Origin of the sequence: Paenibacillus filicis (assembly GCF_038070315.1) — a bacterium.
In the GTDB taxonomy this organism is placed as follows: Bacteria; Bacillota; Bacilli; order Paenibacillales; family NBRC-103111; genus Paenibacillus_G; species Paenibacillus_G filicis.
The window spans coordinates 1-26,683 of the sequence record NZ_JBBPCC010000008.1 but is presented as its reverse complement, the minus strand read 5'-3'; the positions used below and the strand labels follow the sequence as shown (position 1 = coordinate 26,683).

Genomic DNA, 26,683 nt, shown 5'->3' with positions numbered 1-26,683 from the left:
TCTGCGAGCAGGAGGTGACCTGTGATGGGTGAATGGAGCCAGTTCCGTCCCGGCGACAAAGCGCCGAATGACGGCGAATATATGGAAGTCGGCGAAGCGGCGTTCCATATGGGGATTAATAACCCCCAAATCGTGAAGCTCAAGAAGGGGGACACATTCCCGGATACGAGCAATCACAACCGGAAGTGGAAGCGCATGTTCCGCGGCTAAGGCTTTTCCCCGTCAGCCTACGCACCGACAGGCGGACGGGGAACTCCCTAGTGCGAAGTAAGAGGTAGTTCAAGGCAGTTCATCCCCTAACCTAATTATAAAGGAGACTGTTCACCTGATGAATTATAAATGTACGGCCCTGTTTACTGCGATCGGAGCAGCCCTGTGTCTGATTCATTATGTTGGCCATGAATACGATCCCATCTATATGGTATTCTACGCGCTCAGTGTACCGGCTTGGTTCTACCCGATCTTTACGTATACGAATGTAAACCCGCTGCTGCTGTACGTGCTCACTACCTTATCCTGGACGGTGATCGGCTACGTCGTGGACCGGTTCTCGGTATACCGCCGCAGCCGCAGCTCATCGAGATAAGCGATGCTGTCCGCTGCTCCTTGTCCAGCAGTCCCTATACTCCCCCGGATGATACAGCTCCCGCAGTGACAGCCGATCTGGCGGTCATTCTCCGGGGGCTATTGGCATGCAAGGCACCCCGGAGCTGTTTCAGCTGCAAGATGAATGAACGAGGATGGCTTACTTTCCTCTATAGCTCCAGTTGCTGCTCTCTAAGTGATAGGGGTCGCACCGTCTCCCTCTTTTCTTCTTACCCGTGGATAGTTCAGCTCGCCTGGCAGTTTTACACACCTGTTGATAACGAAATGCACAACTCAAGCGAATGCTATATCCACATGTTCATAACTTGATTTGAATCAGACTCTGCTTATCCACAAGCTCATCGATGCAGCGCCCTTTCAACTTATCCACAGCTGCAGAACCCTTTTTCAACCAGTCGAACCCCGGAGAAATCCAATCGGCAGACCGATTCTCCCTCCCCTTGGATTCCCCACAATTCTATTTCTTCTCACACAGAACCTTGCGCTCCGACATGAGACCACCTAAACACTCGTCTAAGCCTTTCAAGGCCTCTACACCACTAGACATCTAGTAGGCTTGTATACAGCCCTGCAGTGGCTTCTAGAGCCTCAGCAAGTGATGCTGCCTGCTATGGCCTTCCACTGGGTCTCCTTTGTCCTGACGACCCGTACCCTTGCCCCTACCGCAGCCCTTCAGAGCCCCATGCACTGCCCTTAAGAGGGGCATAAACGACACCAACACAAAAAATCTCTTACGCAATATCGCGTAAGAGATCGGTTTTCGCCATGACTGGCGTAGTATTCATAAGTGGCGGAAAGAGTGGGATTCGAACCCACGCACGGCGCGAGCCGCCTAGCTGATTTCGAGTCAGCCCCCTTGGGCCTCTTGGGTACCTTTCCGCATTTCCAAAAGGGACAAGTAGTATATTAACACAAATCCCCTGGGATTGGCAAGAGGGAATACATGTTTTCTTTTTCTTAACTCTCAGCCGTTCCCGTTTCCTCCGAATCGGCTCCTGCATTCGAGCGGAGCACCTTCTTCAGCTTGCTCTCGAACTTGGCACGGGGCACCAGCACGCTGTGCTTGCAGCCGACGCACTTGATCCGAATATCCATGCCCATGCGGATAATCTCCATCTCATTGGTGCCACAAGGATGAGGCTTCTTCATCTGTACGACATCACCAAGTTGATACTGTTTTCTCTCCACCGGCTTCCGCTCCCTCCTTACCTGACCTGCCAGGAAACGCTAAGGCATATCGATCTGCTGCTCCTGCAGCACTTTACGGATTTTGTCATTGAGCTTACGGGTTACGCTGCTTGAGGTATTCGGCTTGCATTCCGCCGTTACCCTTAGTGTAATCTCGGAGCCTCCGACCGTCTGAACCCCCAGCACCTGCGGTTCTTTCACCAAATCGCTGTTTTCTTCATATCCTTTTTTAATCGTATCTTCCAGCAGCTTGCGGACCTTCTCCACATCGGATTCGCGGCTGACAGGAACATCAATAACAGCTAAGGAATTATGTATGGAAAAATTTGTAACTTGCGTAATGGTCCCGTTCGGAATGATATAAATTTCTCCGGTCCAGCTTCTCACCCGGGTAATCCGCAGTCCGATCTCTTCCACAGTTCCTTTGAATGTTCCGATCTGGACGACATCGCCCACAGCGAATTGATCCTCAAATATGATAAAGAACCCTGTGATCACATCTTTCACCAAGCTCTGGGCTCCGAAGCCGATTGCCAGTCCGACTACGCCAGCTCCAGCCAGCAAAGGTCCCAAGTTGATATTGAACTGGCCCAAAATCATCAGAATCATAATGAAGTTGACCACATAGGTTAGAATATTTCCCATCAGCTTGCCGATTGTCTTAGTCCGGCGTGTATCCAGCTTTAACGGATTTTTATCCCGGGTAATGATCAGCTGCTCTACCGCGCGTTGAGCAATCTTGGTCAACAACCGTGCGACAATGTAGATCAGAGCAATTTTCAGTACGACGAGCAGGAGTCCTACCCAGATCTCCGGGTCGGTAATATATCCCACAAACTTCTGTCTGACCGTGAACCAGCTTTGCTCCCATTCCTTGATCGTTTTGACTTCCGTCAAAAGCGGAAGCTGAGTCCTGTACATACGGCTCCCCTCCCGTTATTCCATCGTAACATACTTCCCGTCCTTTTTGTGAAAAATCCCGCGGATTTCCACGTTCTCCGTCCTGACGATCTCTCTCACTTCCTCCAGAGCTTCATCCGGAAATTCCAGGGATAATGCGCAGCCCGCCGTAATTTCCTTGGGAGTCGGGCACATATCATTCTCAATATCCGCATACTCCAGCAGCATCTCAGCCCGCAGTGCCTGCTGGGTCGAATCGAAGGCCATTAAGAGCATAGGTTCCGCTTCCTCCTCTTCACCCATCGCTATGAGACTGAACCATTCTTTGAAAAAGTTTTGCAAGCTTTCAGTTTCTTGATCGGATCGTGTATAAAACGTTTCTATGATTCGTATACTAGTACTATTCTATTTCGCCAAATGTTACTAGCCTTACCCATCCTCATCCCCCAAGGAGGGAATTGACATGAAGCTTCCTTTTTCGAAAGAAACCTCGACCAAAGCCAAAGAGCCCGCCGCTCCCGCCTCACAAACGCTTAAAATCATGCATTCCGAGGCCAACTGTACCGAGCTCTTAGCTGAAGCTTTATTTTCCTTCATCCAGCATGTCCCGGCTCAGCAGCCGATTGTCATCGTTTGTGTGGGCACTGACCGCTCCACCGGCGATTCGCTTGGACCGCTCGTGGGTTCCCAGCTAGGACGTATGGAGCTGAATGGTATTCATCTGTACGGAACCCTAGATCATCCCGTACATGCGATGAATCTGAATGATACGCTTACGACCATCTACCAGCACTACAATAATCCCTATATCATGGCTATCGATGCCTGCCTCGGACAGTTGACTAGCGTCGGCTGCATCCAGCTAGGCGAGGGTCCCGTTAAGCCGGGTGCAGGCGTCAACAAGGAGCTGCCGCCTGTTGGCAATATGCACGTGACCGGCATCGTCAACGTCGGCGGCTTTATGGAATACTTTGTCCTGCAGAACACCCGGCTTAGTCTGGTCATGTCTATGGCTGAGACCATCGCCAAAGCCATCCACTCTGCCGTTCATATGAAGCGGAGATGGTCCCCTATTCCTTTAGTGAAGATCGATTGACCGCTTCTTTCTCTTCCGGCGACAGGGTATATTTGGACTGCCCCTTCTCCAGCGGTTTGGCGTAGACATAAGTCTGCTCCCGGTTATGTATGCCGCTGAGTACGACTCCCGTTCCTTCGTCGTCGACAAGGGCCACGGCAAAGCTCAGATCGCTACCGCTTTCGGCAAAAGCATTAAACCGGTAAACGCCGACACGGGACTTCATGCGGGTCATATCCTCGCGAATGAACTGGATGCCCTGATCCGCTTGATCGCTCCTTGCCTTCAACGTATTGAATTGCTCCTGAAGCTGGATGACGACCTCTTCAATATTCATTCCTGTTGTTCCGTTCAATAGAGCAGCATGTCTCTTCTTGACATTCTTCAGCTTGACCGACAGTACGATAAGAAAGATCAGAAAAATGAATAAAATAGCGGCCGCGGCCAACATAACGATTTCAATCGGTAGATCCATCTTAACGCCCCCATGATAGCTATTGCATCTTCATATGCTTGGATATCTCGCGAACAGCCCCGATCAGCTGCTCGATTTCATGCTCGGTTGTAAAGCATCCTACGCTCGCCCGGATAGCACCGCGTTCCATCGTCCCGGCCGTTTCATGCGCCAGCGGCGTGCAGTGATAACCCGCTCTTACCGCAATACCGAAGGATTGATCCAGAATAAAGGCAATCTCAGAGGAGTCCGAATCCGCCAGGGTGAACGAGACGATACCGGTTTTAGCTTGCCCTATTTCGGGACCCAGCACTTGTATTCCTTCGATTCCCACTAGGCCCTGCATGAGCTGCTGCGTCAGCTTCCACTCATGCTCGTAGATAGCCCCCGGCGTTTGCTGATGAACCCATTTGACCCCTTCCACCAGGCCTGCAATCCCTGGTGTATTTTGCGTTCCGGACTCGAAACGGTCCGGACGTACGGTGGGCTGGTCGATCGCTTCGGACTGGCTGCCCGTTCCCCCATGAAGCAGCGGCTCCAGCTCAATCTCCGGATGCACATAGAGACCTCCCGTTCCTTGGGGCCCTAGAAGCCCCTTATGCCCCGGGAAGGCCAGCATATCGATACCCATCGCCTGGACGTCGATCTTGACCGCTCCAGCGGTCTGGGCCGCATCTACCAGCAGCTTGATGCCTCGCTGTCGGCACAGCTCGCCCAATGCCTCTACAGGCAGGATGCTACCCAGCAGATTGGAGCTATGGTTGCACACGATCAGACGGGTTGTAGGGCGAATGGCGGCGACCACATCGTCCATATGCAGATGACCGCGGATATCTGTTTTGACATAAGTCACCTGTACCTGACGGTTCTGCTTGAGATACTCAAGCGGTCTGCGAACCGAGTTATGCTCGACAGCCGTGCAGATAACATGGTCTCCCTCTTTCAAAAATCCTTTTATTGCCAGGTTGAGAGCCATCGTCGTATTCAATGCGTAGGAGATATCATTCGGGTTTTTGATACTGAACAGCCTGGCCAGCTGCTTGCGTCCTTCGAATAAAGTCCGGCTCGCTTTCACAGCCATCTCATGACTTCCACGGCCCGGGTTTGCACCGTACTGCTCCATGCACTCTACCATCGCGCGCACCACTTCCGGAGGCTTAGGCCAGGATGATGCTGCGTGATCCAAATAAATCGTCATGTTCGATCCCTCCCCATCTGCCGACTTTCGGCTTCACATAAAGATAGCATACCTGGAACCCCCCTGATCTTATCAGGCTGATCCTGGTATGCTATGTGATCAGTCTACGAGGTTTTGCCTTGCAGGAGCTCCAACAATCGGTTCAGGTCATCGTTCGAGAAGTACAGCAGCTCGATCTTCCCTTTATTATTGTTGTTGTGTTTAATTTTCACCGTCGTCCGGTACACCTCACGCAAGCTTTCCTCAACTTCATTAATATAAGGATCCTTGCGCGTCTGCTTGGGCTTCGCCTTCTTGGTATCGCCCTTCTCCTCGAGCTTCTTCACTTCCTCTTCCAGCTCACGGACACTCCACTGCTCCTTGATCGCCGTATCGGCCAATGCTTTGATCAGCTTCTTGTCCTTCAAGCCCACGATCGCTTTCGCATGTCCCATGGACAGTGTTCCACGTGAAACATATTCCTTCACTTCTTCAGGGAGCTGCAGCAAGCGCAAGAAGTTCGCAATATGCGAGCGGCTTTTGCCAACCTTCGTCGACAGCACCTCTTGCGTGAGCGAAAACTGATCGATGAGCGACTGGTACGCAACCGCAATTTCCATGGCGTTCAAGTCCTCACGCTGAACATTCTCGATCAACGCGATTTCCATCACCTGCTGATCGGTAAACTTCTTCACCACAGCTGGGATCGTCTGCAGGCCACTTGCTTGGGAAGCACGGAAACGCCGCTCCCCTGCTATGATCTCGAATCCCTTTAACACACTGCGCACGATGATAGGTTGAATCACGCCGTGCTCTTTAATCGAAGCAGCCAGCTCCTGAATCGTTTCATCACTGAAATGCTTGCGCGGCTGATACGGATTCGGCCTTAGCTGGGACAACGGAATTTCTATAACTTTATCATCATCATTAATATCAAGCGCTGGCAATAGTGCACCCAATCCTTTTCCTAAACCTGATCCCGCCCGCTTACTCAAATTGCAATCACTTCCTTCGCCAGTTCCATGTATACTTCCGCACCCTTGGATCGTGGGTCATAGGTAATGATCGATTGTCCATGACTTGGAGCTTCGCTCAATCTTACATTTCTTGGAATAATCGTTTGGTACACTTTTTGTTGGAAATACTTCTTCACTTCTTCGATGACCTGCATCCCCAGATTGGTACGCGCGTCAAACATCGTCAGCAGTACGCCTTCAATTTGCAGCGTCGTGTTCAGATGCTTCTGGACTAGCCTGACCGTATTTAAAAGCTGGCTCAAACCCTCCAGCGCATAATATTCACATTGAATCGGGATGATGACCGAATCGGCTGCTGTCAACGAATTGACAGTTAGAATCCCTAGTGACGGCGGACAATCGATGAGAATGTAATCAAATTGCTGCTTAATAAGCTGCAGCGAACGCTTCAGCCGAACCTCTCTGGAGATCGTTGGCACAAGCTCAATTTCAGCTCCAGCCAATTGAATGGTAGCTGGGATAATTTTCAAATTCGGAATGGCCGTATCAACCATGGCATCCTTCGGATGAATATCATTGATCAGAACATCATAAATGCAATATTCCACATCCGCCTTATTGACGCCAATCCCACTGGTTGTGTTGCCTTGCGGGTCGATATCAACAAGCAGCACCCGTTTTCCGAGAGAAGCCAGAGAAGCGCCCAAATTGACAGATGTCGTTGTTTTGCCAACCCCACCCTTTTGATTTGTGATGGCGATAATTTTAGACAACCTATTCACCTCAAATAAATACTAGGATAGCCGAGCATGCAGGCAGCGTGAACTTGTAGCAGAAAAGCCTCTGATCGTAGAATTCCGCTGGTTTTCAATACGACCCAACTGATTAAGCAACTGAAGCGCCTTTCAACCGAATTCTTGCTTGATAGCTGGTTTTTCTTAAAAAAAAATCATCAGAGAGCTGTGGACGCACTCCCCAATGACCGGAAACCGAGTCTATTCTCTATTTTATCGTTTTGGTATACGAATTACAATCTCATAGTGATCTTCTCTATCATTTTCTTCGGTATTGATAGGTAGCCCGGAAGAGGTAACCATATCAACAGACTGCCGGATCGTATTCAGCGCCAGCCGCACATCCTTGGAAAAGGAAACCCGCTTGGATTTGTTGCTTTTCACCTTCTCCGATTCCTTGAGGAAAGCGATCCTGACTTCCGTTTGCTTCACATTCAGTTCCTTCGTTATAACTTCCTCGAGCAGCTTAACCTGCTGTTCCTCCTGATCGAGGGATAACAACGCCCGGGCGTGACGCTCGGTTATTTTCCGCTCCATCAAGGCAAGCTTCACGGGCTCGCTCAATTGCAGCAGACGGATTTTGTTCGCAATCGTTGACTGGCTTTTGCCTAGCCGCTGAGCGAGACTTTCCTGAGTTAAGCTGTGAAGATCGATAAGCTGCTGGTAAGCGATAGCTTCCTCGATTGCCGTTAGACCCTCACGCTGCAGATTTTCGATCAAGGCAATAGAAGCCGCTTGGGCATCGTTGAACTCACGAATGATAGCCGGGATCGTTTCCAGACCCAGCTTCTTGACCGCACGCCAACGGCGCTCGCCTGCGATCAGCTCAAACTTATTATTGCGCAGTCTTACAACGATCGGCTGAATGACACCATGAGTCTTGATCGTCTGACATAACTCTTCGATACGCTCATCGTCGAAAATCGTCCGAGGCTGATAAGGACTCGCTACAATTTCCTCAACCGGAATATTTTTCACTTCATCCGTTGAGACCTTCTCGTTAAAACCGAATAATCTCGATATCTGTTCCTTCATAACGATAACCACCCGATCTTTTTCATCATGTTAGAACAAGCCGCTTTCACAAATGGAAAATTCCCTTGACCCGCTATTGAATGAGAACCCATTTGTCCAGATCTGCATCATACATTCACGTCAACGTCATATCCTGTAAAAGTGCTTTCCACAATTGCCCATTAAAGCTGTCCGATACGCACGAACGTGCGCCTCTCCTTATTGAACCGTTGCCTATATTAATTCTCCAACACCTCTCCGTTTTCCTGCTTTGGGAAGTACAGAACTTTATTGTACGATTCTCCAAAAAGAAAAACGTCTTGCGACGTCTTTGCACCTGCTGCTTATTCTGGGATGTTAGCTTGTTGTTCCACGTGAAACAACAAGCTCTCTGGTAGGCTTAAGATGGAAGCAATGGAGTTTTTAGAGGTGTTCCCGCTTTTCTCGGATACTTGCGGGGAGTTGCTGCTGTTTTGCGGATTCGGATCATATGACGGGTAGACTCTTCGACCGGAAGCTGGAATTGATGTGTCTCTACCCAACGTCCTTGCAGTTCCTTCAGGCTGAAGCTCGCTTCTTCTAGCTCTGCCTGAACATCCTGACCCTTCATCGCAATGAAATAACCATCCGGCTTTACGAAAGGCAAACAGAACTCATTGAGCACAGTCAGCCGGGCTACCGCTCTCGCCGTTACCAGATCATACCGGTCGCGGTGTTCGGAGAGTCGTGCTACATCTTCTGCGCGTCCATGGACGCATTGTACGTGCTCCAGACCAAGCTCTTGAACCACATGCTGCAAAAATTGAATCCTCTTATTGAGAGAATCAACAATCGTAATATGTAGATGCGGGAACGCAATCTTCAACGGAATACTAGGGAACCCCGCTCCCGAACCAATATCAGCAAGTTTTCCAATTGTGGAAACAGAATGAAAAAATGATAAAGAAAGTGAATCGTAGAAATGCTTGACATACACTTGCTCCCGATCCGTAATTCCCGTCAAGTTCATTCTTTCGTTCCAATCGACCAACACACGATAGTAAGTCTCGTATTGTCCAAGCTGCTGCTCGGACAATACGATCCCCTTCGCTTGCAATAGCTCTACAAACAGCTTCTGAACATGATCCATTATTGCGCCCTTGCGGCTACGACTCGGTTGTAATGCTCGAGATGAACGAGCAGAATCGAGATATCGGCAGGCGTGACACCCGATATGCGGGAAGCCTGGCCGATGGACACAGGACGAATCTTAGCAAGCTTCTGTTTCGCTTCCATCGCAATCCCATGAATATCCTCGTAGATGATATCGTCCGGAATACGTTTCTTCTCCATCTTGCGCAGACGCTCTACCTGCAGCAGCTGCTTTTCGATATAACCGCTGTACTTGACCTGGATTTCGACCTGCTCCTTCATATCCTCGGTCAGCTCAACCGGCGAAGGCGATACTTCATGCAGATGCTCGTAACCAACCTCCGGACGGCGAAGCAGCGATAGCAGGTCGGACGAATTGGTCAACTCGGTGCTTCCCAGCGAGCTCAGCAGCGCCTGTACGTCCTCCGGCTTCACCCTCGTCGTCTTTAACCGTTCGATCTCCGCTTCTACGCGCTCTACCTTCTCCATATGACGCGCATAACGCTCTTCCGTAATCAGCCCGATGTCATAGCCGGTTTTCGTCAGACGCATATCGGCATTATCGTGACGGAGCAGCAAGCGGTATTCTGCACGGGAGGTCAGCAGACGGTAAGGCTCACTCGTACCCTTCGTGACCAGATCGTCGATCAGCACGCCGATGTAAGCCTCGGAGCGATCCAGGATGACCGGCTCCTTTCCTTGCACCTTGCGGGCTGCATTAATGCCTGCCATGACCCCCTGTCCAGCCGCTTCTTCATAGCCAGATGTTCCATTAATCTGGCCGGCCGTGAACAAGCCGGAGATGGCTTTCGTCTCCAGGGACGGGAACAATTGCGTCGGCACGACCGCATCATACTCGATCGCGTAACCGGTCCGCATCATCTCGACCTTCTCCAGCCCGGGAATCGAGCGCAGAATTTGCAGCTGCACGTCCTCTGGCATGCTGGTGGACAGACCCTGCACATAATATTCCTTCGTATGACGGCCTTCCGGCTCGAGGAAAATCTGATGCTTAGGCTTATCGCTGAAACGGACGATTTTATCCTCGATGGACGGACAGTAACGCGGTCCCGTCCCCTCGATCGCTCCTGAGAACATTGGAGCTCGATGCAGGTTATCGTTAATGATCTGATGCGTCTGCTCAGACGTATAAGTCAACCAGCAAGGAAGCTGATTGGGAATCTCTTCCGTCGTCTCGTACGAGAAAAATTTGGGCTTGTCGTCTCCAGGCTGAATCGAAGTCTGGGAGAAATCGATCGTGTCCTGATGTACGCGCGGAGGCGTCCCCGTCTTGAAGCGGACCAGCTCCAGCCCGTGCTTGCGCAAATCCTCGGACAGCTTCACCGCCGGCTGCTGGTTGTTCGGACCGGACTCATACATCAATTCGCCCATAATGATCTTGCCGCGCAAATACGTGCCTGTCGTCAGGACGATAGCCTTGCCGTAATAAGTCGCTCCTGTCTTCGTCACGACCCCTTTACAGACACCATCTTCCACGATCAGCGTCTCGACCATACCTTGACGCAAGGTCAAGCCATCCGTCTTCTCGATCGTTTCCTTCATCGTGTGCTGGTACAGAAACTTATCGGCCTGCGCACGCAGCGCGTGAACCGCAGGTCCCTTGCCTGTATTCAGCATCCGCATCTGAATATAGGTCTTATCGATATTGCGTCCCATCTCACCGCCGAGCGCATCGATTTCCCTCACGACATGCCCTTTAGCCGGTCCGCCGATGGACGGATTACAAGGCATAAATGCGACCATATCGAGATTAATCGTCAACAAAAGCGTTTCGCTGCCCATACGAGCTGCCGCGAGAGCCGCTTCACAGCCGGCGTGCCCCGCTCCGATTACAATAACATCAAATTCACCTGCATTGTAATTCATGCTGCCAACCTCCTAACATCTATTGAGAGTTTAACTTTCATCTATACGTGCTAGTTTCTATTTACCCAAGCAGAATTGAGAGAATATCTGATCGATTAATGATTCGCTAACCGAGTCCCCGATAATTTCACCGAGATGTTCCCAGCCGGTACGGATATCGATCTGAATCATATCAATCGGCACATACGATTCCGCCGCGTCGAAAGCTTCCTGCAAAGCCGACCGAGCTGACTTCAGCAGATGAATATGCCGGGCATTGCTGACATAGGTCAAGTCGCTCGACTCCACCTGTCCACTGAAGAAAATTCGGGCAATCGCCTTCTCCAGATCCACAATCCCCTGCTGCTCCAGCAGCGACATGCGGACAACGCGATCCGATCCGAACGCTTCGGACAGGTCGGCCTCCTCTAGCTGCTGAGGCAGATCGACCTTATTGACGATCGCGATCACCTGACGGCCCGCCAGCTCGGCGATCATCTCCCGTTCCTCCGGCAGCAGCTGCTCCGCTCCGTTGAAGACCAGCAGGATCAGATCCGCATCCGACAACGCCTGACGGGATTTTTCCACGCCGATCCGCTCGACCACATCGCTCGTCTCCCGGATGCCCGCGGTATCCAGCAGCTTGAGCGGAATGCCGTTGACATGTACGTACTCTTCCACGACATCCCGCGTGGTTCCCGCGATATCCGTGACGATCGCGCGGTCCTCCTGGGCGAGCGTGTTCAGCAGAGACGACTTGCCGACATTCGGCCTGCCGATGATCGCGGTCACCAATCCCTCACGCAAGATTTTACCCTGCTCGGCAGTCACCAGTAAACGCTCGATATCTTCCAGCGCCAGGCTGCACTTCTCTTTAATAAAAGCATTGGTCAGCTCTTCCACGTCATGCTCAGGGTAGTCGATATTAACCTCGATATGGGCCATCAGCTCCACGAGCCGGTGCCGCAGCTCTCCGATCCGCTTGGACAGACTTCCCTCCGATTGCTTCATCGCAATCCGGAAGGCACGGTCCGACTTGGCCCGGATCAGATCGATCACCGCTTCCGCCTGCGACAAGTCAATGCGGCCGTTCAGAAACGCCCGCTTCGTAAACTCGCCCGGCTCCGCCAGTCTCGCACCGCTTTCCAGCACCAGATCCAGTACCTTGCGCACCGAGACAAACCCACCATGGCAGCTGATCTCCACAACATCTTCCTTGGTGAAGGAGCGCGGTCCCCGCATCACGGTGACCAGCACTTCCTCCACCCGTTCTCCCGTGTGGGGAGTCCGGATAAACCCGTAATTCACCGTATGGGTCGGCACGTCCGCCAGCTTCGCTTTCCCGCTGAATAGACGGTCGCTGACCGCAACGGCCTCATCCCCGCTCACGCGTATGACCGCGATGCCGCCCTCTCCGGAAGGCGTCGCAATCGCCGCGATGGTGTCCTGCATCATGTTCATTCGCACCTCATTCTTGTAAGTCGAAACGCTCCCCGCCTAAAGAAAAAGCAATGAAGTCATTCGAAACATGACGTCATTGCAACATAGATCAACGTAATACGATAACGACACGGCGATTCGGTTCATCGCCGCGGCTGAAGGTTCTTACCTTAGGATGTTGCTGCAGCTGGTAGTGGATCACCTTGCGCTCCTGGGGAGACATCGGCTCCAGCACAACTTCCTTCTTCGTCCGGATTGCACGCTCGGCCAGCCTGTCGGCCAGCTCCTCCAGCGTCTTCCTCCGGCGTTCTCTGAACTGCTCGGCATCGAGCACGACCCGGAGATGCCGGTCCGAGTATCGGTTGGCCACGATCCCTACCAAATACTGCAGCGCGTCCAGCGTCTGTCCGCGCCGTCCGATCAGCATCCCTAGCTCGGCTCCATGCATATGCAGCTCCAAGCCTTCCTTGTCTTGCTTTTGTTCGATCCGCACATCCAGCTCCATTGTCTGCAGAATGTCCTGCAGGAACCGGACGGCTTCTTCCATGGCATCGGGCAGCAGCTCCAGCTCAACCTTGGCGTTCTTCACGCCGATGAGGCCGAACAACCCTTTGGAGGGCTGCTCCAAGACGTTCACGTGAACCCGGTCTTTGGTTGTGCCGAGCTGCAACAATCCGCTTTGAACAGCATCCTCGATTGTTTTGCCCGTTACCACGATTTTTTTCATCTCATCGGCCACCCTTATTTTTTAGATCCGCCGGATTTCTTAGACTTGGCTTCGATAGCATCCGCGCCTGCAGCTGCCGCCGGTTTTCCGTATATAAAATAAGTTTGCACAACGGTGAACAAGTTGCTGTATACCCAGTACAGCGGAAGTGCCGCGGCGAAATTCATCGCCATGACGAAGATCAGTACCGGGAAGATGAACATCAGGCTTTGCATCTGAGGATTCATCTGTGAGGACATCATCTTCTGCTGCAGGAAAGTTGTCAGCGCAGCGAGCAGCGGCAGAATATAGTAGGGATCCTTCTGTCCGAGCTCGAGCCAGAGGAACGAGTGCGTGCCAATATCGGGATTCCGCATGATCGAGTTGTACAGCGCGATCAGGATCGGCATCTGGACCAGAATCGGGAAACAGCCGGCGAGCGGGTTGACGCCCTCCTTCTGGAACAGCTTCATCGTCTCTTCTTGAACTTTCTTCGGGTCGTCCTTATATTTAGCCTGAAGCTTCTTGATTTCAGGTTGTACTTCCTGCATCCGTTTGGAGCTCTTGTATTGCTTCAGCGTCAGCGGCAAAATAATCAGACGGATAATGATCGTGACGACAAGAATCGAGAGCCCGTACGATCCTCCCATCAGATTGGCGAACCAATCGAGCGTGTCTGATAGCGGACCTACAAAATACTTGTCCCAGATACTGTTCTCCCGATCCAATTTAGCCGTAGCCGGATTGCTACACCCTGCCAGCAGCAGCAATGCCGTAAGCGGCAAATATTTCAATAGTCGGCGCGTCAAAAGAACATCCTCCCAGCTTCATCTTTTCCAATAATAAACTATATCACATTCACGCTCACAAAGAAACTTAATCCACAGGCTTCGCTTCCACCCGTGGACGCAGCAGAGAAGCCCGCTTCAGCACGTGAAATACGCTCTTCTCGATCTCGTGATACGACATCTGGGGGACCGGCTTGCGCGCGATCAGAATCAGGTCATATCCGCCCGGCAGCCGGTCTGCATTCAGACGGATGATTTCCTTCAATACTCGGCGGATTCGATTGCGGACCACCGCATTCCCGAGCTTCTTGCTCACCGACACGCCGAAGCGGAACGACGCTTGCCGCGGCTGCGCCTTATAATAAAGTACGAATTGGTGGTTGGCCGACGACTTGCCATGCCTGTACACCTTGTCGAAATACTCCCGTTTGGTCAGACGGTTCTTTTTCTCCACCTTAGAATCTCTCCCATACGTCATCGGTCTTCATCATTTCCGTGCCGGCGCATGTCTGCCTGGATCTATATCCTTCAAAAAAACAAAAAAGACCACCGGGCAGTGGTCTTTCGTCTTAGGCGCTCAGTACTTTTCTTCCTTTAAGGCGACGAGCAGCAAGAACCTTGCGGCCATTCTTCGTGCTCATTCTTTTCCGGAAGCCGTGAACCTTCTTGCGTTTTCTTACATTCGGCTTAAATGTCGGTCTCATTTCGATCGTGCACCTCCTCTAGGACAGGATTCATTCCAATCCCGAAAATACCTTACAACATTAAACCATATTTACAGAGTAAAAGTCAACCTGCCTCCCTAAGCTCCCCTCAAAAAAGTTATACACAGCCCTCTGCCCAAAAACTCCCTTACCCCCCTGTGCATAAAAAAAATCGGTTTTTCACCGAATTTGTCGAAATGTAAACAGCATATAAACAATATCTTGTGCTGTTGATAACTTTTATACACAAGGTCTTGGGTATGTGGATAAATCAGAGCCATCCATTGCGGAGCAAGGTCTTTTTTGATATCATGAATATGTTTTCCGTTGTGGATACTCCCATTGGCCAAGAAAGTTATGCACAGCCTGTGGATAGGATTGTGAACAATTTACAAGGTTCTGTATAAAAGGTTTGTCGTTAATCTGCACATTGTGGATGAATTGCGACACCTTTCATTTTTTTTCTACAGTGGCGCCCATCGGCGCTGCACCGGTATCCAGTTGAAGGAGTGAATAATTTGTGGAAAGCCATCCTAACGAACAATGGCAGCAAGTCCTTTCCATTCTGCAAAAAAGGGTGAGCAAACCCAGCTACGAAACGTGGCTGATCTCCACAAGGGCTGTCGCATTCAACGAATCGACCGTCGTCATCTGTACCCCTAACAATTTCGCGCGCGACTGGCTTGAGAATCGGTATACGAAACACATCAAGGAAGCGGTCTACGACTATACCGGCAAGCAGGTCGAGCTGAAGTTCATCATCGAATCCGACGACGAAACGCATTCGTTCGGTGCGCCGCCCACGCCTGTCCTTCCTCCAGCGAAATCCAGGTCAGCGGCCGAGGAAACCTTCGCTCATATGATGAACGCGAAGTACACATTCGATACCTTTGTCATCGGATCGGGGAACAGATTTGCCCACGCCGCTTCCCTCGCGGTCGCGGAAGCGCCGGCCAAGGCGTACAATCCGCTGTTTCTGTACGGAGGCGTGGGACTTGGAAAGACTCACCTGATGCATGCGATCGGACATTATGTGCTGGAGCACAATCCTAGTGCACGCGTCATGTATATTTCCTCCGAGAAATTTACCAATGAATTCATCAACGCCGTCCGTGACAACCGGGGCGAGGATTTCCGCAACAAATACAGGACAATCGACGTGCTGTTGATTGATGATATTCAGTTTCTCGCGGGAAAAGAAGGTACCCAGGAAGAATTTTTTCATACGTTCAATGCGCTTCACGAAGAACGTAAGCAGATCATTATCTCCAGTGACCGCCCGCCCAAGGAAATCCCAACCCTGGAAGAACGGCTCCGCTCACGCTTTGAATGGGGCTTGATCACGGACATCCAGCCGCCCGATCTCGAGACGAGGATCGCGATTCTCCGGAAGAAGGCTAAGGCCGAGAATTTGGACATTCCTAACGAAGCTATGGTGTACATAGCCAATCAGATCGACACCAACATCCGGGAGCTCGAGGGCGCTCTTATCCGGGTTGTTGCCTATTCTTCCCTGATCAACAAGGACATTACGTCGCATCTGGCTGCCGAAGCGCTCAAGGATATCATCCCTAGCAGCCGCCCGCGGGTCATAACGATTCAGGATATTCAACAGAAGGTTGGAGAGTTCTACGGACTCAAGATGGAGGAGTTCAAAGCGCGGAAGCGGACTAAAATGGTCGCCTTCCCGAGGCAAATTGCGATGTATATGGCCAGGGAGATGACGGATTTCTCGCTGCCCAAGATCGGCGAGGCGTTCGGAGGCCGCGACCATACGACGGTCATCCATGCCCATGAGAAAATATCCGAAGCGATCAAAGCCGACCAGGAATTATATAAGATCATTCAAAATATAACGGAAAAAGTGAAGAACGTGACGATGTAGTCCCCGCTCTCGGAGACCCTCCATCCGTCGATTCACAATCTGAATAAACCAAAGCCTATGCACAAACTATTCACATGTGGATAGGCTTTGGTTTTGCGCTGTTCATGCACATATCCACATATTAGACGCCCCTACTACTTCAACTAAATAAAAAAAACATGTAATATAAGATGCATATGACCATCTGGCCCACTTTAGAACCTGTAGGAGTGACATTATGAAATTAACGGTCCTTAAAGATTTCCTGAACGAATCTATCCAGCACGTGTACAAAGCTATTTCTAGTAAAACGACCATTCCTATTCTGACCGGTATCAAAATAGATGCGGACACCTCAGGGATGACCCTGACTGCCAGCGATACGGACATTTCGATCCAAAGCTTTATTCCGATGGAAAAGGGTGAGCTCCAGGTCATCGATCTGAAGCAATCCGGCAGCGTCGTTCTTCCTTCCAAATTTTTCGTAGAAATTATCCGCAAGCTGCCGGCCCAGCATATCGAGATCGAGGTCAAAGAGCATTTCCAAACTATCATCCGTTCCGGCTCTTCCGAGATCCAGCTGATGGGCCTCGATCCGGAAGAATATCCGATCATGCCAGGTATTGAGGAGAGCAAGCGGATCCAGATTCCGAGCGATGTCCTCAAAACAATGATCAAGCAAACGTCGTTCGCCGTCTCGACCAACGAAGCGACTCCGATTTTGACCGGTATTTTATGGACTATTGCCGACGGCAAGCTCAAATTCATCGCCTGTGACCGTCACCGTTTGGCTACGAGAGAAACGCCGATCGACACGGAAGAGGGACTAACGCTGTCCAATGTGGCGATTGCCGGCAAAACGCTGAACGAGCTGTCCAAAATTTTGCCGGACCAGAATACGCTGATCGATGTCGTCTTCGCCGACAACCAGGTGCTCTTCAAGATGAGCTCGATTTTGTTCTATACCCGCATTCTGGAGGGAACGTATCCGGATACGTCCAAGCTGATTCCACAGGCATTCCAGACGCAGCTCGTCGTGTCAACAGGTCAGCTTGTCGATGCGATCGACCGGGCCTACCTGCTCTCGCGGGAAGACAAGAGCAACATCGTTAAGCTCGTGATGCGTGAGGATCAGTCGATCGAGATCTCGTCGAGCTCCTCAGAGCTTGGCAAAGTTACCGAGGAGCTGAATACGGTCAGCTTATCCGGGGATTTGCTGCGGATTTCGTTCAACTCCAAGTACATGCTTGATGCACTTAAGGTGATGGATAACGAACAGATCAGCATCGGATTTACGGGAGCTATGCAGCCAATCATCATCCGGCCGGATGGCAATGCGAGCCTGCTTCAGCTCATCCTGCCTTACCGGACAACCACGTAAAGACATTCAGGTCCAGGCCAGGGAGGAGAATACCCATGAAACCTATATCGATTCGTACGGACTATATTACCCTTGGACAGTTTCTTAAGCTGTCCGACTGTATATCCACAGGTGGACAAGCCAAAAGTTTTCTGCAGGAAACTCGAATTTCTGTAAATGGAGAGGCGGAAAACCGCCGCGGGCGGAAGCTGGTGGTGGGAGATCGTGTGGCCGTTGACGGCTGCGGGGAATTTCAGGTCGTTCAGGAGTAGTTGGGAGGAAGACCAAGGTGCTATTGAAAAAGCTGTCCGTCCACAACTACCGGAACTACGAGCATATCGAATTTGAGACCGACCAGATGGTCAACATCATCGTCGGGCCCAATGCCCAGGGGAAGACGAACCTGCTGGAGTCGATCTATGTGCTCGCTCTGACCAAGTCCCACCGCACGAACCAGGACAAGGAATTGATCCGGTGGCAGGAGAAAACAGCGCTGATCCACGGAGAGATCGAGAAAAGATACGGCTCGCTGCAGCTGGATCTCTCGATCTCGGCCCAAGGGAAGCGCGCCAAGGTGAACGGGCTCGAGCAGCGCAAGCTGAGCAATTTCATCGGCTCGCTCAACGTCGTGATGTTCGCTCCTGAGGATCTGGAGATTGTGAAGGGCTCGCCGGGTGTCCGACGCCGGTTTCTCGATATGGAGATTGGCCAGGTGCACCCGGCTTATTTGTATGACCTGTCGCAGTACAACAAAATTCTCGTACAACGCAATAATTACCTCAAGCAAATGTTCGGATCTGCGGGCAATTCCTCCATGCTGGAGGTGTGGAATGAACAATTGGCGCAATTTGGTACTAAAATTATGAAAAAACGTCAAAGCTTTATAAAAAAGCTGCAAAACTGGGCTGAGAAGATCCATGCCGGCATAACGAACGGCCAAGAAACGCTCCGAATCGAGTACGACAGCGCTTTGGCTTCCTTCGTGGACCAAGAAGAAGCTGTTTTATTTGACCAATTTATGATAAAGTTATCACAGGCAAAAGAACAGGAATTGCGACGAGGCGTTACACTAGTCGGCCCGCACCGCGACGATTTGCGCTTTTATATCAATGACAGGGAAGCGCAAACGTTTGGTTCCCAAGGACAGCAACGCACGACCGCGTTGTCTTTGAAACTGGCTGAGATCGAGCTGATCGGCGAGGAAGTCGGCGAATATCCCCTCCTGCTTCTCGATGACGTATTGTCCGAGCTGGACCAGTTTCGCCAGACGCAGCTGATCGAAACCTTCCAGCGCAAGGTACAGACGTTCATTACTACGACCGGAATTGAAAGTATAGATCTGTCAAAATTGGAAAGTGCTTCCGTAATTCATGTGCGGGACGGGAGCTTCATATAGATCGATTTGCCGATAAGGAGTGGGCTTCCTCTATGTTTATCCATTTGGGCGGAGAGAAAATAATCCGCGCGTCGGAGCTAATCGCCATTTTTGACCTGTCCATTGAGAAATCTTCGAAAATATCCAAGCAATTCGTAACCTATGCGAGCAAGGAGAAGCGTGTGGAAGTCATCGGCGAGGAAGAAAGCAAGTCGCTTGTCGTTACCCAAACGAAAGTGTACTACTCTCCGATCTCGTCCATGACCTTGAAGAAGCGCGCTCAGCAGCTGCTTACGACGTAACGTGTTTCGAGCGACAAGAACTTCTTAGAACTTCTTAATCGCAGTTTTTATCATGGAAAAGTGGGTGTCTGCATGTCTGTAAATCCGGGTACAACCTATGATGAAAGTCAGATACAGGTGCTTGAAGGTCTTGAAGCGGTACGCAAAAGACCAGGAATGTATATCGGCTCCACCAGCGCTCGGGGGCTTCACCACCTAGTCTGGGAAGTTGTCGATAATAGTATTGACGAGGCTCTGGCCGGGTATTGCACAAGAATTGAAGTGACCGTTCATACGGATAACAGCATCACCGTTGTCGACAACGGGCGCGGGATTCCGGTGGGCGAGAATACGAAGCTGAAGAAATCGACGCTTGAAGTCGTGTTGACCGTGCTGCATGCCGGCGGTAAGTTCGGCGGCGAAGGCTACAAGGTATCGGGGGGGCTGCATGGTGTCGGCGTGTCCGTCGTCAATGCTCTCTCGAAGAAACTGATCGCTACGGTCAAGCGGGATGGACAGACCTACCAGCAGGAATACCAGTACGGTGCTCCACAATACGACATTAAGGTCATCAACGAGACGCCGGATACCGGAACGACCATTACGTTCTGGCCGGACGAGAAGATTTTCAGTGAAACAACCGAATACGACTACGATACGCTGCAAGCGCGGATTCGTGAGCTGGCGTTCCTGAACCGCGGCATTGAGATTGTGCTGTCGGATGAACGTACGAGTGAAAGTCAGACATTTATCTACGAGGGCGGTATTATTTCTTTCGTCGAGTACCTGAACCGTACCCGCGAAGCGCTCCACCAGCCGCCGATTTATGTCGAAGGCAACAAGGACAATATCCAGGTAGAAGTCGCCCTGCAGTACAATGACAGCTACTCGGAGAACATATATTCGTTCGCGAACAATATCAATACCCATGAAGGCGGTACGCATGAGTCCGGCTTCAAGAGTGCGCTGACTCGGATCTTGAACGAGTATGCGCGCAAGTACAACACGATCAAGGACAATGACGCGAACCTCTCCGGCGATGATGTCCGCGAGGGACTTACTGCCATTATCTCGGTCAAAATCCCTGAGCCGCAGTTCGAGGGACAGACCAAGACGAAGCTCGGCAACAGTGAAGTCCGCGGGATCGTAGAATCCCTGTTTGCAGAGAAGCTGCAGGAGTTCCTCGAAGAGAACCCGGCTATCGCCAAGAAAATCGTCGAGAAGGGCGTTCAAGCCCAGCGTGCCCGTGAGGCTGCGCGCAAAGCCCGTGAGCTTACCCGCCGCAAGAGCGCGCTGGAAGTCAGCTCGCTGCCCGGCAAGCTGGCCGACTGTTCCTCCAAGGACGCTTCGATCAGCGAAGTGTACATTGTCGAAGGAGATTCGGCGGGCGGTTCGGCCAAACAGGGACGTGACCGTCACTTCCAGGCGATCCTGCCGCTGCGCGGTAAGATCCTGAACGTTGAGAAGTCCAGGCTGGACAAAATTTTGTCCAATGCCGAAATTCGCGCCATCATTACGGCGCTTGGCACGGGAATCGGCGATGATTTCGATATTGCCAAAGCGCGCTACCATAAGATCATCATCATGACGGATGCCGACGTCGACGGCGCGCACATTCGTACGCTGCTGCTGACCTTCTTCTACCGGTATATGCGCAAGATCATCGAGGCCGGATACGTGTACATCGCCCAGCCGCCGCTTTTCAAGCTGGAGCGGAACAAAACGATCCGTTACGCTTATAACGAAAAGCAGCGCGATCTGGTGATGGCCGAGTTCGGAGAAGGCGCTAAAGTCAATATTCAACGCTACAAAGGTCTCGGAGAGATGAATCCCGGCCAGCTATGGGAAACGACGATGGACCCCGAGAGCCGTTCCATGCTGCAGGTTAGCATCCAGGATGCGATCGAAGCGGACATTATGTTCGATACGCTGATGGGCGATAACGTCGAGCCACGTCGCGACTTTATTCAGCAGCATGCCAAGTACGTCAAAAATCTAGACATCTAGCGTTCCCTATGTGGAGGAATATGCTTAAAAGATATGGGTTGCTTTGGCTCATAGCCATTCTTTCCGTTATGTTTCTGTCGCCCGGGTTTGTTCACTCGGGCGGTTCCTCTGTTTATTATACGGATCGGGTGGCTGTACTGGCGTATCATCATATTGATGATGACACGACCGGGGACGTCACCATTTCGACCGATCGTTTTCAGGGACAGCTCGTGGACCTGGGGCTGCGCGGCTATCACTTTATTACGCTGGAGCAATTCCGTTCTTACATGCAGGGGCAAGCAGTTCCGTCCAATGCCGTTCTCGTCACCTTCGACGATGGCTACGAGAGCTTCTACACCAAGGCCTTCCCGGTGCTCCAGAGGCTGCATGTGCCCGCTGTCAATTTTGTGATCACCCATGATCTGGACCACCCTGGGGAATCGCTGCTGCCTTCGCTGACTCCGGAGGAGATTCGGACGATGATGGCCGAGGATTCGGATATCGACGTTCAGTGCCATTCGGATAGCCTTCATGCCAAGTCGGCCGGGGGCGACCCTCTGCTGACGGCCAGATTGAAGAACGGCGACAGTCTGGAGACGGACGATGCCTATGACCAGCGCATTCTCGCAGATACCCGGACAAGCATCGGGAAGCTATCTATGCTCAAGACCGGCCCCGTAGACACATATGCTTACCCCTACGGCGCTTATGATTCCCGCAGCGTGGGATTGCTGAAGCAGGCCGGCATGCAATATGCCTTCACCACACAGCCTGGCATCGTCGATCGCAATTCCGATCCTATGCAGCTTCCCCGTATTAATGCAGGCAGTCCTTACGTTCGAATGAATTCATTGAATAATACGATCATGCATAAGCTGCAGCGTTCGTCATCCAGCACTATATCCACTCATACGAAGCGGCTTGCTCCGTAAACTTGTAGGAGGTACACATGTCGGAAGATCCTCGTTCGCAGATTAAAGAAATCGATATCGGCTCTGAGATGCGCACGTCCTTTATGGACTACGCGATGAGTATTATCGTCAGCCGTGCGCTGCCCGATGTTCGTGATGGATTGAAGCCCGTGCATCGCCGTATTTTGTACGCGATGTCGGAGCTTGGCATGTCCCCGGATAAGCCATACAAGAAATCGGCGAGAATCGTCGGCGAAGTTATCGGTAAGTATCACCCTCACGGCGACAGCGCTGTTTACGAGACGATGGTCCGGATGGCGCAGGATTTCTCGCTCCGTTACATGCTCGTGGACGGTCACGGGAACTTCGGGTCGATTGACGGCGATATGGCAGCAGCCATGCGTTATACGGAAGCCCGTCTGTCCAAAATCGCCATGGAGCTGCTGCGTGATATCAACAAGGAAACGATCGACTTCGCACCGAACTATGATGGCGAAGAGCAAGAGCCGGTCGTTCTGCCATCGCGTTTCCCCAACCTGCTCGTCAACGGTTCCTCCGGGATCGCGGTCGGGATGGCTACCAACATCCCTCCGCATAACTTGTCTGAGGTCATTAACGGCGTGCAGCAGCTGATCGAAAATCCAGATCTCACTTCCCTGGATCTGATGCAGTCGATCAAGGGGCCGGATTTCCCTACGGGCGGCTATATCATGGGCCGTGAGGGAATCCGTCAGGCTTATGCAACTGGGCGCGGTTCCGTCACCATGCGCGCCAAGGCGGATATTGAAGAGAACGGCAACAAGGCCAGAATTATCGTGCATGAGCTGCCTTACCAAGTCAATAAGGCGCGTCTGATCGAGAAGATCGCGGAGCTGGTACGTGAGAAGAAAATCGAGGGTATCACCGATCTCCGTGACGAGTCTGACCGCAACGGTATGCGCATCGTGATCGAGCTCCGGCGCGATGTCAATCCGAATGTCGTGCTGAACAATCTGTTCAAGCATACGGCGATGCAGTCCAACTTCGGTATCATTATGCTGGCCCTGGTTAATGGCGAGCCTAAGGTGCTGAACCTCCGTGATATGCTCTATCACTATCTGGAGCATCAGAAGGTGGTTATCCGCCGCAGAACGGAATTCGATCTGCGCAAAGCGGAAGCTCGCGCTCATATTCTCGAAGGTCTGCGTATTGCGCTCGATCATCTGGATGAAGTCATCGCGCTGATCCGCAGCTCACGCACAACGGAGCAGGCCCGTGAAGGCTTGATCGCCCGGTTCGGTCTGAGCCATGATCAAGCACAGGCTATTCTGGACATGCGTCTGCAGCGGCTTACCGGCTTGGAGCGGGAGAAGATTGAGGAGGAATACGCGGAACTGATGAAGCGTATCGCCGAGCTCAAAGCCATTCTCGCCGATGAGCAGCTTGTACTCGAGATCATCAGCAACGAGCTGAACGAAATCAAAGAAAAATTCGGCGATGACCGCCGTTCGGAAATTACGATGGGCGGAGATATCGAGGATGAGGATTTGATTCCTCAGACCGATGTCGTCATCACCATCACACATACAGGCTATATCAAGCGTCTGCCGGTAACGACCTACCGCAGCCAGCGCCGCGGAGGCAAGGGCGTGATCGGGATGGACACCAAGGATAACGACTTCGTCGAACACTTGTTCGTGACCAATTCTCACCACTACCTGATGTTCTTCACGGATAAGGGCAAGGTGTACCGTCTCAAGGCGTATGAGATTCCTGATCTCAGCCGTACTGCCCGGGGAACGCCTATTATTAACCTGATCCAAATCGAGCAGGGAGAAACCATCAATGCGGTCATCCCGGTAGAAAGCTTCGATCCGGACAAATATTTATTCTTTGCCACCAAGAACGGGATCGTGAAGAAAACGCCTCTCGATGATTACGGCAACATCCGCAAGGTCGGCTTGATCGCGATTAATTTGCGCGAAGACGACGATCTGATCGGAGTTCGTTTGACCGACGGCAACCAGTCCATCATCATGGGAACGAAGGAAGGCATGTCCATCCACTTCCCTGAAGAGGACGTACGTGCGATGGGCCGCTCGGCGACGGGCGTGAAGGGCATCCAGCTTGACGAAGGCGATGCTGTTATCGATATGGACGTCGCTCAGGAAAGCGACAGTGTGCTGATCGTGACCTCCAAGGGCTATGGCAAGCGTACGCCGGTTGGGGATTACCGGATTCAGTCGCGTGGCGGTAAGGGGATTAAGACGCTGAATGTCACGCCTAAGAATGGTCCTGTCGTTGGCTTGAAGGTTGTACGCGAAGATGAGGACCTGATGATTATTACGGCGCTGGGAACCGTTATACGGACCAGCATGGCTGGTATTTCACTCATGGGACGTAACACCCAGGGTGTTCGTGTCATCAATATCCGTGATGAAGACGAAGTTTCGACCTTGGCGCGCGTGGATAAGAGCGACGAGGAGCCAGAGGACGACGAGAATGTCGAACCGGGCACAGAGGAAACACAGGAAATCGCACCCGATGAAAGCTCGGAAGAATAGACTTCTTCCCTTTTGTATGGAATTGATGAAGACTAAAAGAATGGGGTTACATCCCCATTCTTTTTCGTTTATAATGAGTGCAGGTTTGGGTCTTAAGTCTGAAATGACGGTCAGATGCAGCGACGCTTCTGGCTATCTCTAGTTGAAATGAGGAATCCCCGATGGCGACTGTTCCCGTCTCTCAATTAAAACCTGGTGAGCGAATCAGCGAGAATGTCATGACCAAATTTAATAACGTATTGTTTGCCAAGGGGAAATTGGTGACGGAGCGGGAGCTTGAGATTCTCCGTGCGTTTATGATCCCTTCCGTGCAGATTGATGCCAGACATGCCGATATCGAGCAGGTCTCGGAGGAAGCGGGCGCCGAGGACTCGCCCTCTACGTCCCAGCCTTTCCAAGAATCGTATGAGAAGATGCTTCAGCTGCTTCGCCGTGTATTCAGCAGCGCCAGCTCCGGCGGGCAGAACCTGCCTATTCTGGAGGTGCGGACAGCGTTAGAAGGCTTGATTCGGCATATCGATCACTACAACATCCTTACGTTCAGTCCGAAAAACTTCCAACTACCTGATTATGTTTATCATAATAGCATCATGGTTGCACTGACCTCTTATTATTTAGCCAAGTGGTCCGGCATGCCGGTAAAAGATCTGATGCCCGTCGCTATGGGCGGACTGTTCCATGATATCGGGACGGCCAAGGTCGATTCTTCTATCCTACACAAGCCGACCAAGCTAACGGTTCAGGAGCTGGAAGAGATGAAGCAGCATACGGTCATCGGCTACAATCTGCTGAAAACCGTGCCGGCCATCAACGATGGAGTCAAGCTCTGTGCGCTGCAGCATCACGAGCGGGAGGACGGCTCCGGCTATCCGCTCGGCATCCGTGGCGATAAGCTTCACGTATATGCCAAGATTGTGGCCATCGCCGATGTGTTCCATGCTATGAAAACGGACCGGTTTCATAAAAAAGGGGTCTCTCCCTATCTGGTTCTGGAGCAGATTCAGAATGAAGCCTTCGGTAAATTGGATCCTGCTATGGTGCAAACCTTTATTCACAAAGTAACCTCGTTCCATAACGGGATGCTGGTCAAGCTGAGCAATCATACCATCGGCGAGATCGTCTTCTCCGATAGGGCGCATCCGACCAGGCCTTGGGTTAACGTGGATGGGAATATCGTTAACTTAACGACAGAGCGGAGCCTATATATTCAGGAAGTCATTCAGAAATAAAAAAAGATACAATAGGCTTGACTATTCTTTTACGTTTATGATATATTAATCTTCGTTGCTTCGGCGGCGAGGATTTTTTTACTAAATGAGACCTTCCGGGTCAACAACTTAAATAAAAAAACACTTGCAATCAAGTAACTGAATGTGTTATATTAAGAAAGTCGCCGCTTGAGAGAGTGGTAGGAATTGCCCTTTGAAAACTGAACAACGAGTGAGTGTTAAATAGAGAATGAAAATTCTCGCTAGCATTACTTTTGAGCAAGTCGAACAAACCTTGTAGTCATTTCGACCTTCGGATCGAAAAGACTACC

Annotated in this window: 27 protein-coding genes and 1 tRNA gene; 12 read left to right on the top strand and 16 right to left on the bottom strand. The window is 51.5% G+C overall.

The features are described from left to right. Positions 1-24 precede the first annotated feature (24 nt). Together WMW72_RS13725 and WMW72_RS13720 are read left to right on the top strand one after the other, a co-directional pair. Positions 25-210, top strand: coding sequence for a YjzC family protein (locus WMW72_RS13725; RefSeq protein ID WP_341416056.1), 186 nt, complete (start codon positions 25-27; stop codon positions 208-210). A gap of 118 nt (positions 211-328) precedes the next feature. Further along, entirely contained in the window at positions 329-586 is a 258-nt protein-coding gene (locus tag WMW72_RS13720; RefSeq protein WP_341416055.1) for a hypothetical protein, read from the top strand. Positions 587-1,394: 808 nt separating this feature from the next. Here WMW72_RS13720 and WMW72_RS13715 read toward each other — a convergent pair. From WMW72_RS13715 to WMW72_RS13700, 4 genes are all read right to left on the bottom strand, one after another. Next, positions 1,395-1,485 (bottom strand) — tRNA-Ser (locus WMW72_RS13715). A 78-nt stretch (positions 1,486-1,563) separates the two neighbouring features. Next, entirely contained in the window at positions 1,564-1,794 is a 231-nt protein-coding gene (locus WMW72_RS13710) for a DUF951 domain-containing protein (protein WP_341416054.1), read from the bottom strand. A 39-nt stretch (positions 1,795-1,833) separates the two neighbouring features. Further along, a complete protein-coding gene (locus WMW72_RS13705) occupies positions 1,834-2,691 on the bottom strand; it encodes a mechanosensitive ion channel family protein (RefSeq protein WP_341416053.1) in 858 nt (285 codons plus the stop codon). A gap of 39 nt (positions 2,692-2,730) precedes the next feature. Further along, entirely contained in the window at positions 2,731-2,970 is a 240-nt protein-coding gene (locus WMW72_RS13700; RefSeq protein WP_341416052.1) for a putative Se/S carrier protein, read from the bottom strand. Positions 2,971-3,157: 187 nt separating this feature from the next. On the opposite strand from WMW72_RS13700, the gene yyaC reads away from it, so the two are divergent. Beyond that, positions 3,158-3,790 (top strand): spore protease YyaC, encoded by a 633-nt coding sequence (yyaC, locus tag WMW72_RS13695; RefSeq protein WP_341416050.1) that lies wholly within the window; start codon positions 3,158-3,160, stop codon positions 3,788-3,790. On the opposite strand, the gene WMW72_RS13690 is transcribed toward yyaC, so the two are convergent. The 12 genes from WMW72_RS13690 to rpmH all read right to left on the bottom strand — a co-directional run bounded on the left by WMW72_RS13690 (position 3,765) and on the right by rpmH (position 14,820). After that, positions 3,765-4,244, bottom strand: a complete 480-nt coding sequence (locus tag WMW72_RS13690; RefSeq protein WP_341416049.1) for a DUF4446 family protein — start codon at positions 4,242-4,244, stop codon at positions 3,765-3,767. The genes yyaC and WMW72_RS13690 overlap by 26 nt on opposite strands. 19 nt (positions 4,245-4,263) lie before the next feature. Beyond that, positions 4,264-5,421, bottom strand: a complete 1,158-nt coding sequence (locus tag WMW72_RS13685; RefSeq protein WP_341416048.1) for an aminotransferase class V-fold PLP-dependent enzyme — start codon at positions 5,419-5,421, stop codon at positions 4,264-4,266. 104 nt (positions 5,422-5,525) lie between these two features. After that, a complete protein-coding gene (locus WMW72_RS13680) occupies positions 5,526-6,395 on the bottom strand; it encodes a ParB/RepB/Spo0J family partition protein (RefSeq protein WP_341416047.1) in 870 nt (289 codons plus the stop codon). Further along, positions 6,392-7,150 carry a ParA family protein gene (locus tag WMW72_RS13675; protein ID WP_341416046.1) on the bottom strand — a complete coding sequence of 253 codons (759 nt, stop codon included), beginning with the start codon at positions 7,148-7,150 and terminating at the stop codon, positions 6,392-6,394. Before WMW72_RS13675 ends, WMW72_RS13680 begins: the two co-directional genes overlap by 4 nt. 234 nt (positions 7,151-7,384) lie before the next feature. After that, positions 7,385-8,206: a nucleoid occlusion protein gene (gene noc / locus WMW72_RS13670; RefSeq protein ID WP_341416045.1), complete on the bottom strand. Its 822-nt coding sequence runs from the start codon at positions 8,204-8,206 to the stop codon at positions 7,385-7,387. Between the two features lie 379 nt (positions 8,207-8,585). Then, entirely contained in the window at positions 8,586-9,314 is a 729-nt protein-coding gene (gene rsmG, locus WMW72_RS13665) for a 16S rRNA (guanine(527)-N(7))-methyltransferase RsmG (RefSeq protein WP_341416044.1), read from the bottom strand. After that, entirely contained in the window at positions 9,314-11,203 is a 1,890-nt protein-coding gene (mnmG, locus tag WMW72_RS13660) for a tRNA uridine-5-carboxymethylaminomethyl(34) synthesis enzyme MnmG (protein WP_341416043.1), read from the bottom strand. The genes rsmG and mnmG overlap by 1 nt, the downstream gene beginning before the upstream one ends. Positions 11,204-11,260: 57 nt before the next feature. Next, the gene (gene mnmE / locus WMW72_RS13655; RefSeq protein ID WP_341416276.1) at positions 11,261-12,637 is read right to left on the bottom strand and encodes a tRNA uridine-5-carboxymethylaminomethyl(34) synthesis GTPase MnmE; all 1,377 of its coding nucleotides are present in this window, start codon (positions 12,635-12,637) and stop codon (positions 11,261-11,263) included. 94 nt (positions 12,638-12,731) lie between these two features. After that, positions 12,732-13,349, bottom strand: a complete 618-nt coding sequence (gene jag / locus WMW72_RS13650) for an RNA-binding cell elongation regulator Jag/EloR (protein WP_341416042.1) — start codon at positions 13,347-13,349, stop codon at positions 12,732-12,734. 14 nt (positions 13,350-13,363) lie between these two features. Continuing rightward, positions 13,364-14,137, bottom strand: coding sequence for a membrane protein insertase YidC (gene yidC, locus WMW72_RS13645; RefSeq protein ID WP_341416041.1), 774 nt, complete (start codon positions 14,135-14,137; stop codon positions 13,364-13,366). A 67-nt stretch (positions 14,138-14,204) separates the two neighbouring features. Continuing rightward, positions 14,205-14,570, bottom strand: a complete 366-nt coding sequence (gene rnpA / locus WMW72_RS13640; RefSeq protein ID WP_341416040.1) for a ribonuclease P protein component — start codon at positions 14,568-14,570, stop codon at positions 14,205-14,207. A gap of 115 nt (positions 14,571-14,685) precedes the next feature. After that, positions 14,686-14,820: a 50S ribosomal protein L34 gene (gene rpmH / locus WMW72_RS13635; RefSeq protein WP_010502230.1), complete on the bottom strand. Its 135-nt coding sequence runs from the start codon at positions 14,818-14,820 to the stop codon at positions 14,686-14,688. Positions 14,821-15,340: 520 nt separating this feature from the next. On the opposite strand from rpmH, the gene dnaA reads away from it, so the two are divergent. The 9 genes from dnaA to WMW72_RS13590 all read left to right on the top strand — a co-directional run bounded on the left by dnaA (position 15,341) and on the right by WMW72_RS13590 (position 26,372). Next, positions 15,341-16,705 carry a chromosomal replication initiator protein DnaA gene (gene dnaA, locus WMW72_RS13630; protein ID WP_341416039.1) on the top strand — a complete coding sequence of 455 codons (1,365 nt, stop codon included), beginning with the start codon at positions 15,341-15,343 and terminating at the stop codon, positions 16,703-16,705. A 217-nt stretch (positions 16,706-16,922) separates the two neighbouring features. Further along, positions 16,923-18,065 (top strand): DNA polymerase III subunit beta, encoded by a 1,143-nt coding sequence (gene dnaN / locus WMW72_RS13625; RefSeq protein WP_341416037.1) that lies wholly within the window; start codon positions 16,923-16,925, stop codon positions 18,063-18,065. A 35-nt stretch (positions 18,066-18,100) separates the two neighbouring features. Further along, the gene (gene yaaA / locus WMW72_RS13620; protein ID WP_341416036.1) at positions 18,101-18,316 is read left to right on the top strand and encodes a S4 domain-containing protein YaaA; all 216 of its coding nucleotides are present in this window, start codon (positions 18,101-18,103) and stop codon (positions 18,314-18,316) included. 17 nt (positions 18,317-18,333) lie between these two features. Beyond that, positions 18,334-19,440 (top strand): DNA replication/repair protein RecF, encoded by a 1,107-nt coding sequence (gene recF / locus WMW72_RS13615; protein ID WP_341416035.1) that lies wholly within the window; start codon positions 18,334-18,336, stop codon positions 19,438-19,440. A gap of 32 nt (positions 19,441-19,472) precedes the next feature. Next, a complete protein-coding gene (gene remB, locus WMW72_RS13610) occupies positions 19,473-19,721 on the top strand; it encodes an extracellular matrix regulator RemB (protein WP_341416034.1) in 249 nt (82 codons plus the stop codon). Between the two features lie 72 nt (positions 19,722-19,793). Next, positions 19,794-21,707, top strand: coding sequence for a DNA topoisomerase (ATP-hydrolyzing) subunit B (gyrB, locus tag WMW72_RS13605; RefSeq protein ID WP_341416033.1), 1,914 nt, complete (start codon positions 19,794-19,796; stop codon positions 21,705-21,707). Positions 21,708-21,745: 38 nt separating this feature from the next. Further along, positions 21,746-22,621, top strand: a complete 876-nt coding sequence (locus WMW72_RS13600) for a polysaccharide deacetylase family protein (protein WP_341416032.1) — start codon at positions 21,746-21,748, stop codon at positions 22,619-22,621. A 17-nt stretch (positions 22,622-22,638) separates the two neighbouring features. Next, the gene (gyrA, locus tag WMW72_RS13595) at positions 22,639-25,143 is read left to right on the top strand and encodes a DNA gyrase subunit A (RefSeq protein ID WP_341416031.1); all 2,505 of its coding nucleotides are present in this window, start codon (positions 22,639-22,641) and stop codon (positions 25,141-25,143) included. A 161-nt stretch (positions 25,144-25,304) separates the two neighbouring features. Next, positions 25,305-26,372, top strand: coding sequence for a cyclic di-GMP phosphodiesterase (locus tag WMW72_RS13590; RefSeq protein ID WP_341416030.1), 1,068 nt, complete (start codon positions 25,305-25,307; stop codon positions 26,370-26,372). Positions 26,373-26,683 lie beyond the last annotated feature (311 nt).

Bases quoted from the DNA above. Each gene is read 5' to 3' on its own strand.
- WMW72_RS13725 (WP_341416056.1), top strand. From the start codon at position 25: ATGGGTGAATGGAGCCAGTTCCGTCCCGGCGACAAAGCGCCGAATGAC.
- WMW72_RS13720 (WP_341416055.1), top strand. From the start codon at position 329: ATGAATTATAAATGTACGGCCCTGTTTACTGCGATCGGAGCAGCCCTG.
- WMW72_RS13700 (WP_341416052.1), bottom strand. From the start codon at position 2,970: ATGCTCTTAATGGCCTTCGATTCGACCCAGCAGGCACTGCGGGCTGAG.
- yyaC (WP_341416050.1), top strand. From the start codon at position 3,158: ATGAAGCTTCCTTTTTCGAAAGAAACCTCGACCAAAGCCAAAGAGCCC.
- WMW72_RS13690 (WP_341416049.1), bottom strand. From the start codon at position 4,244: ATGGATCTACCGATTGAAATCGTTATGTTGGCCGCGGCCGCTATTTTA.
- WMW72_RS13685 (WP_341416048.1), bottom strand. From the start codon at position 5,421: ATGACGATTTATTTGGATCACGCAGCATCATCCTGGCCTAAGCCTCCG.
- noc (WP_341416045.1), bottom strand. From the start codon at position 8,206: ATGAAGGAACAGATATCGAGATTATTCGGTTTTAACGAGAAGGTCTCA.
- rsmG (WP_341416044.1), bottom strand. From the start codon at position 9,314: ATGGATCATGTTCAGAAGCTGTTTGTAGAGCTATTGCAAGCGAAGGGG.
- mnmG (WP_341416043.1), bottom strand. From the start codon at position 11,203: ATGAATTACAATGCAGGTGAATTTGATGTTATTGTAATCGGAGCGGGG.
- mnmE (WP_341416276.1), bottom strand. From the start codon at position 12,637: ATGATGCAGGACACCATCGCGGCGATTGCGACGCCTTCCGGAGAGGGC.
- jag (WP_341416042.1), bottom strand. From the start codon at position 13,349: ATGAAAAAAATCGTGGTAACGGGCAAAACAATCGAGGATGCTGTTCAA.
- rpmH (WP_010502230.1), bottom strand. From the start codon at position 14,820: ATGAGACCGACATTTAAGCCGAATGTAAGAAAACGCAAGAAGGTTCAC.
- dnaN (WP_341416037.1), top strand. From the start codon at position 16,923: ATGAAATTAACGGTCCTTAAAGATTTCCTGAACGAATCTATCCAGCAC.
- yaaA (WP_341416036.1), top strand. From the start codon at position 18,101: ATGAAACCTATATCGATTCGTACGGACTATATTACCCTTGGACAGTTT.
- remB (WP_341416034.1), top strand. From the start codon at position 19,473: ATGTTTATCCATTTGGGCGGAGAGAAAATAATCCGCGCGTCGGAGCTA.
- gyrB (WP_341416033.1), top strand. From the start codon at position 19,794: ATGTCTGTAAATCCGGGTACAACCTATGATGAAAGTCAGATACAGGTG.
- gyrA (WP_341416031.1), top strand. From the start codon at position 22,639: ATGTCGGAAGATCCTCGTTCGCAGATTAAAGAAATCGATATCGGCTCT.
- WMW72_RS13590 (WP_341416030.1), top strand. From the start codon at position 25,305: ATGGCGACTGTTCCCGTCTCTCAATTAAAACCTGGTGAGCGAATCAGC.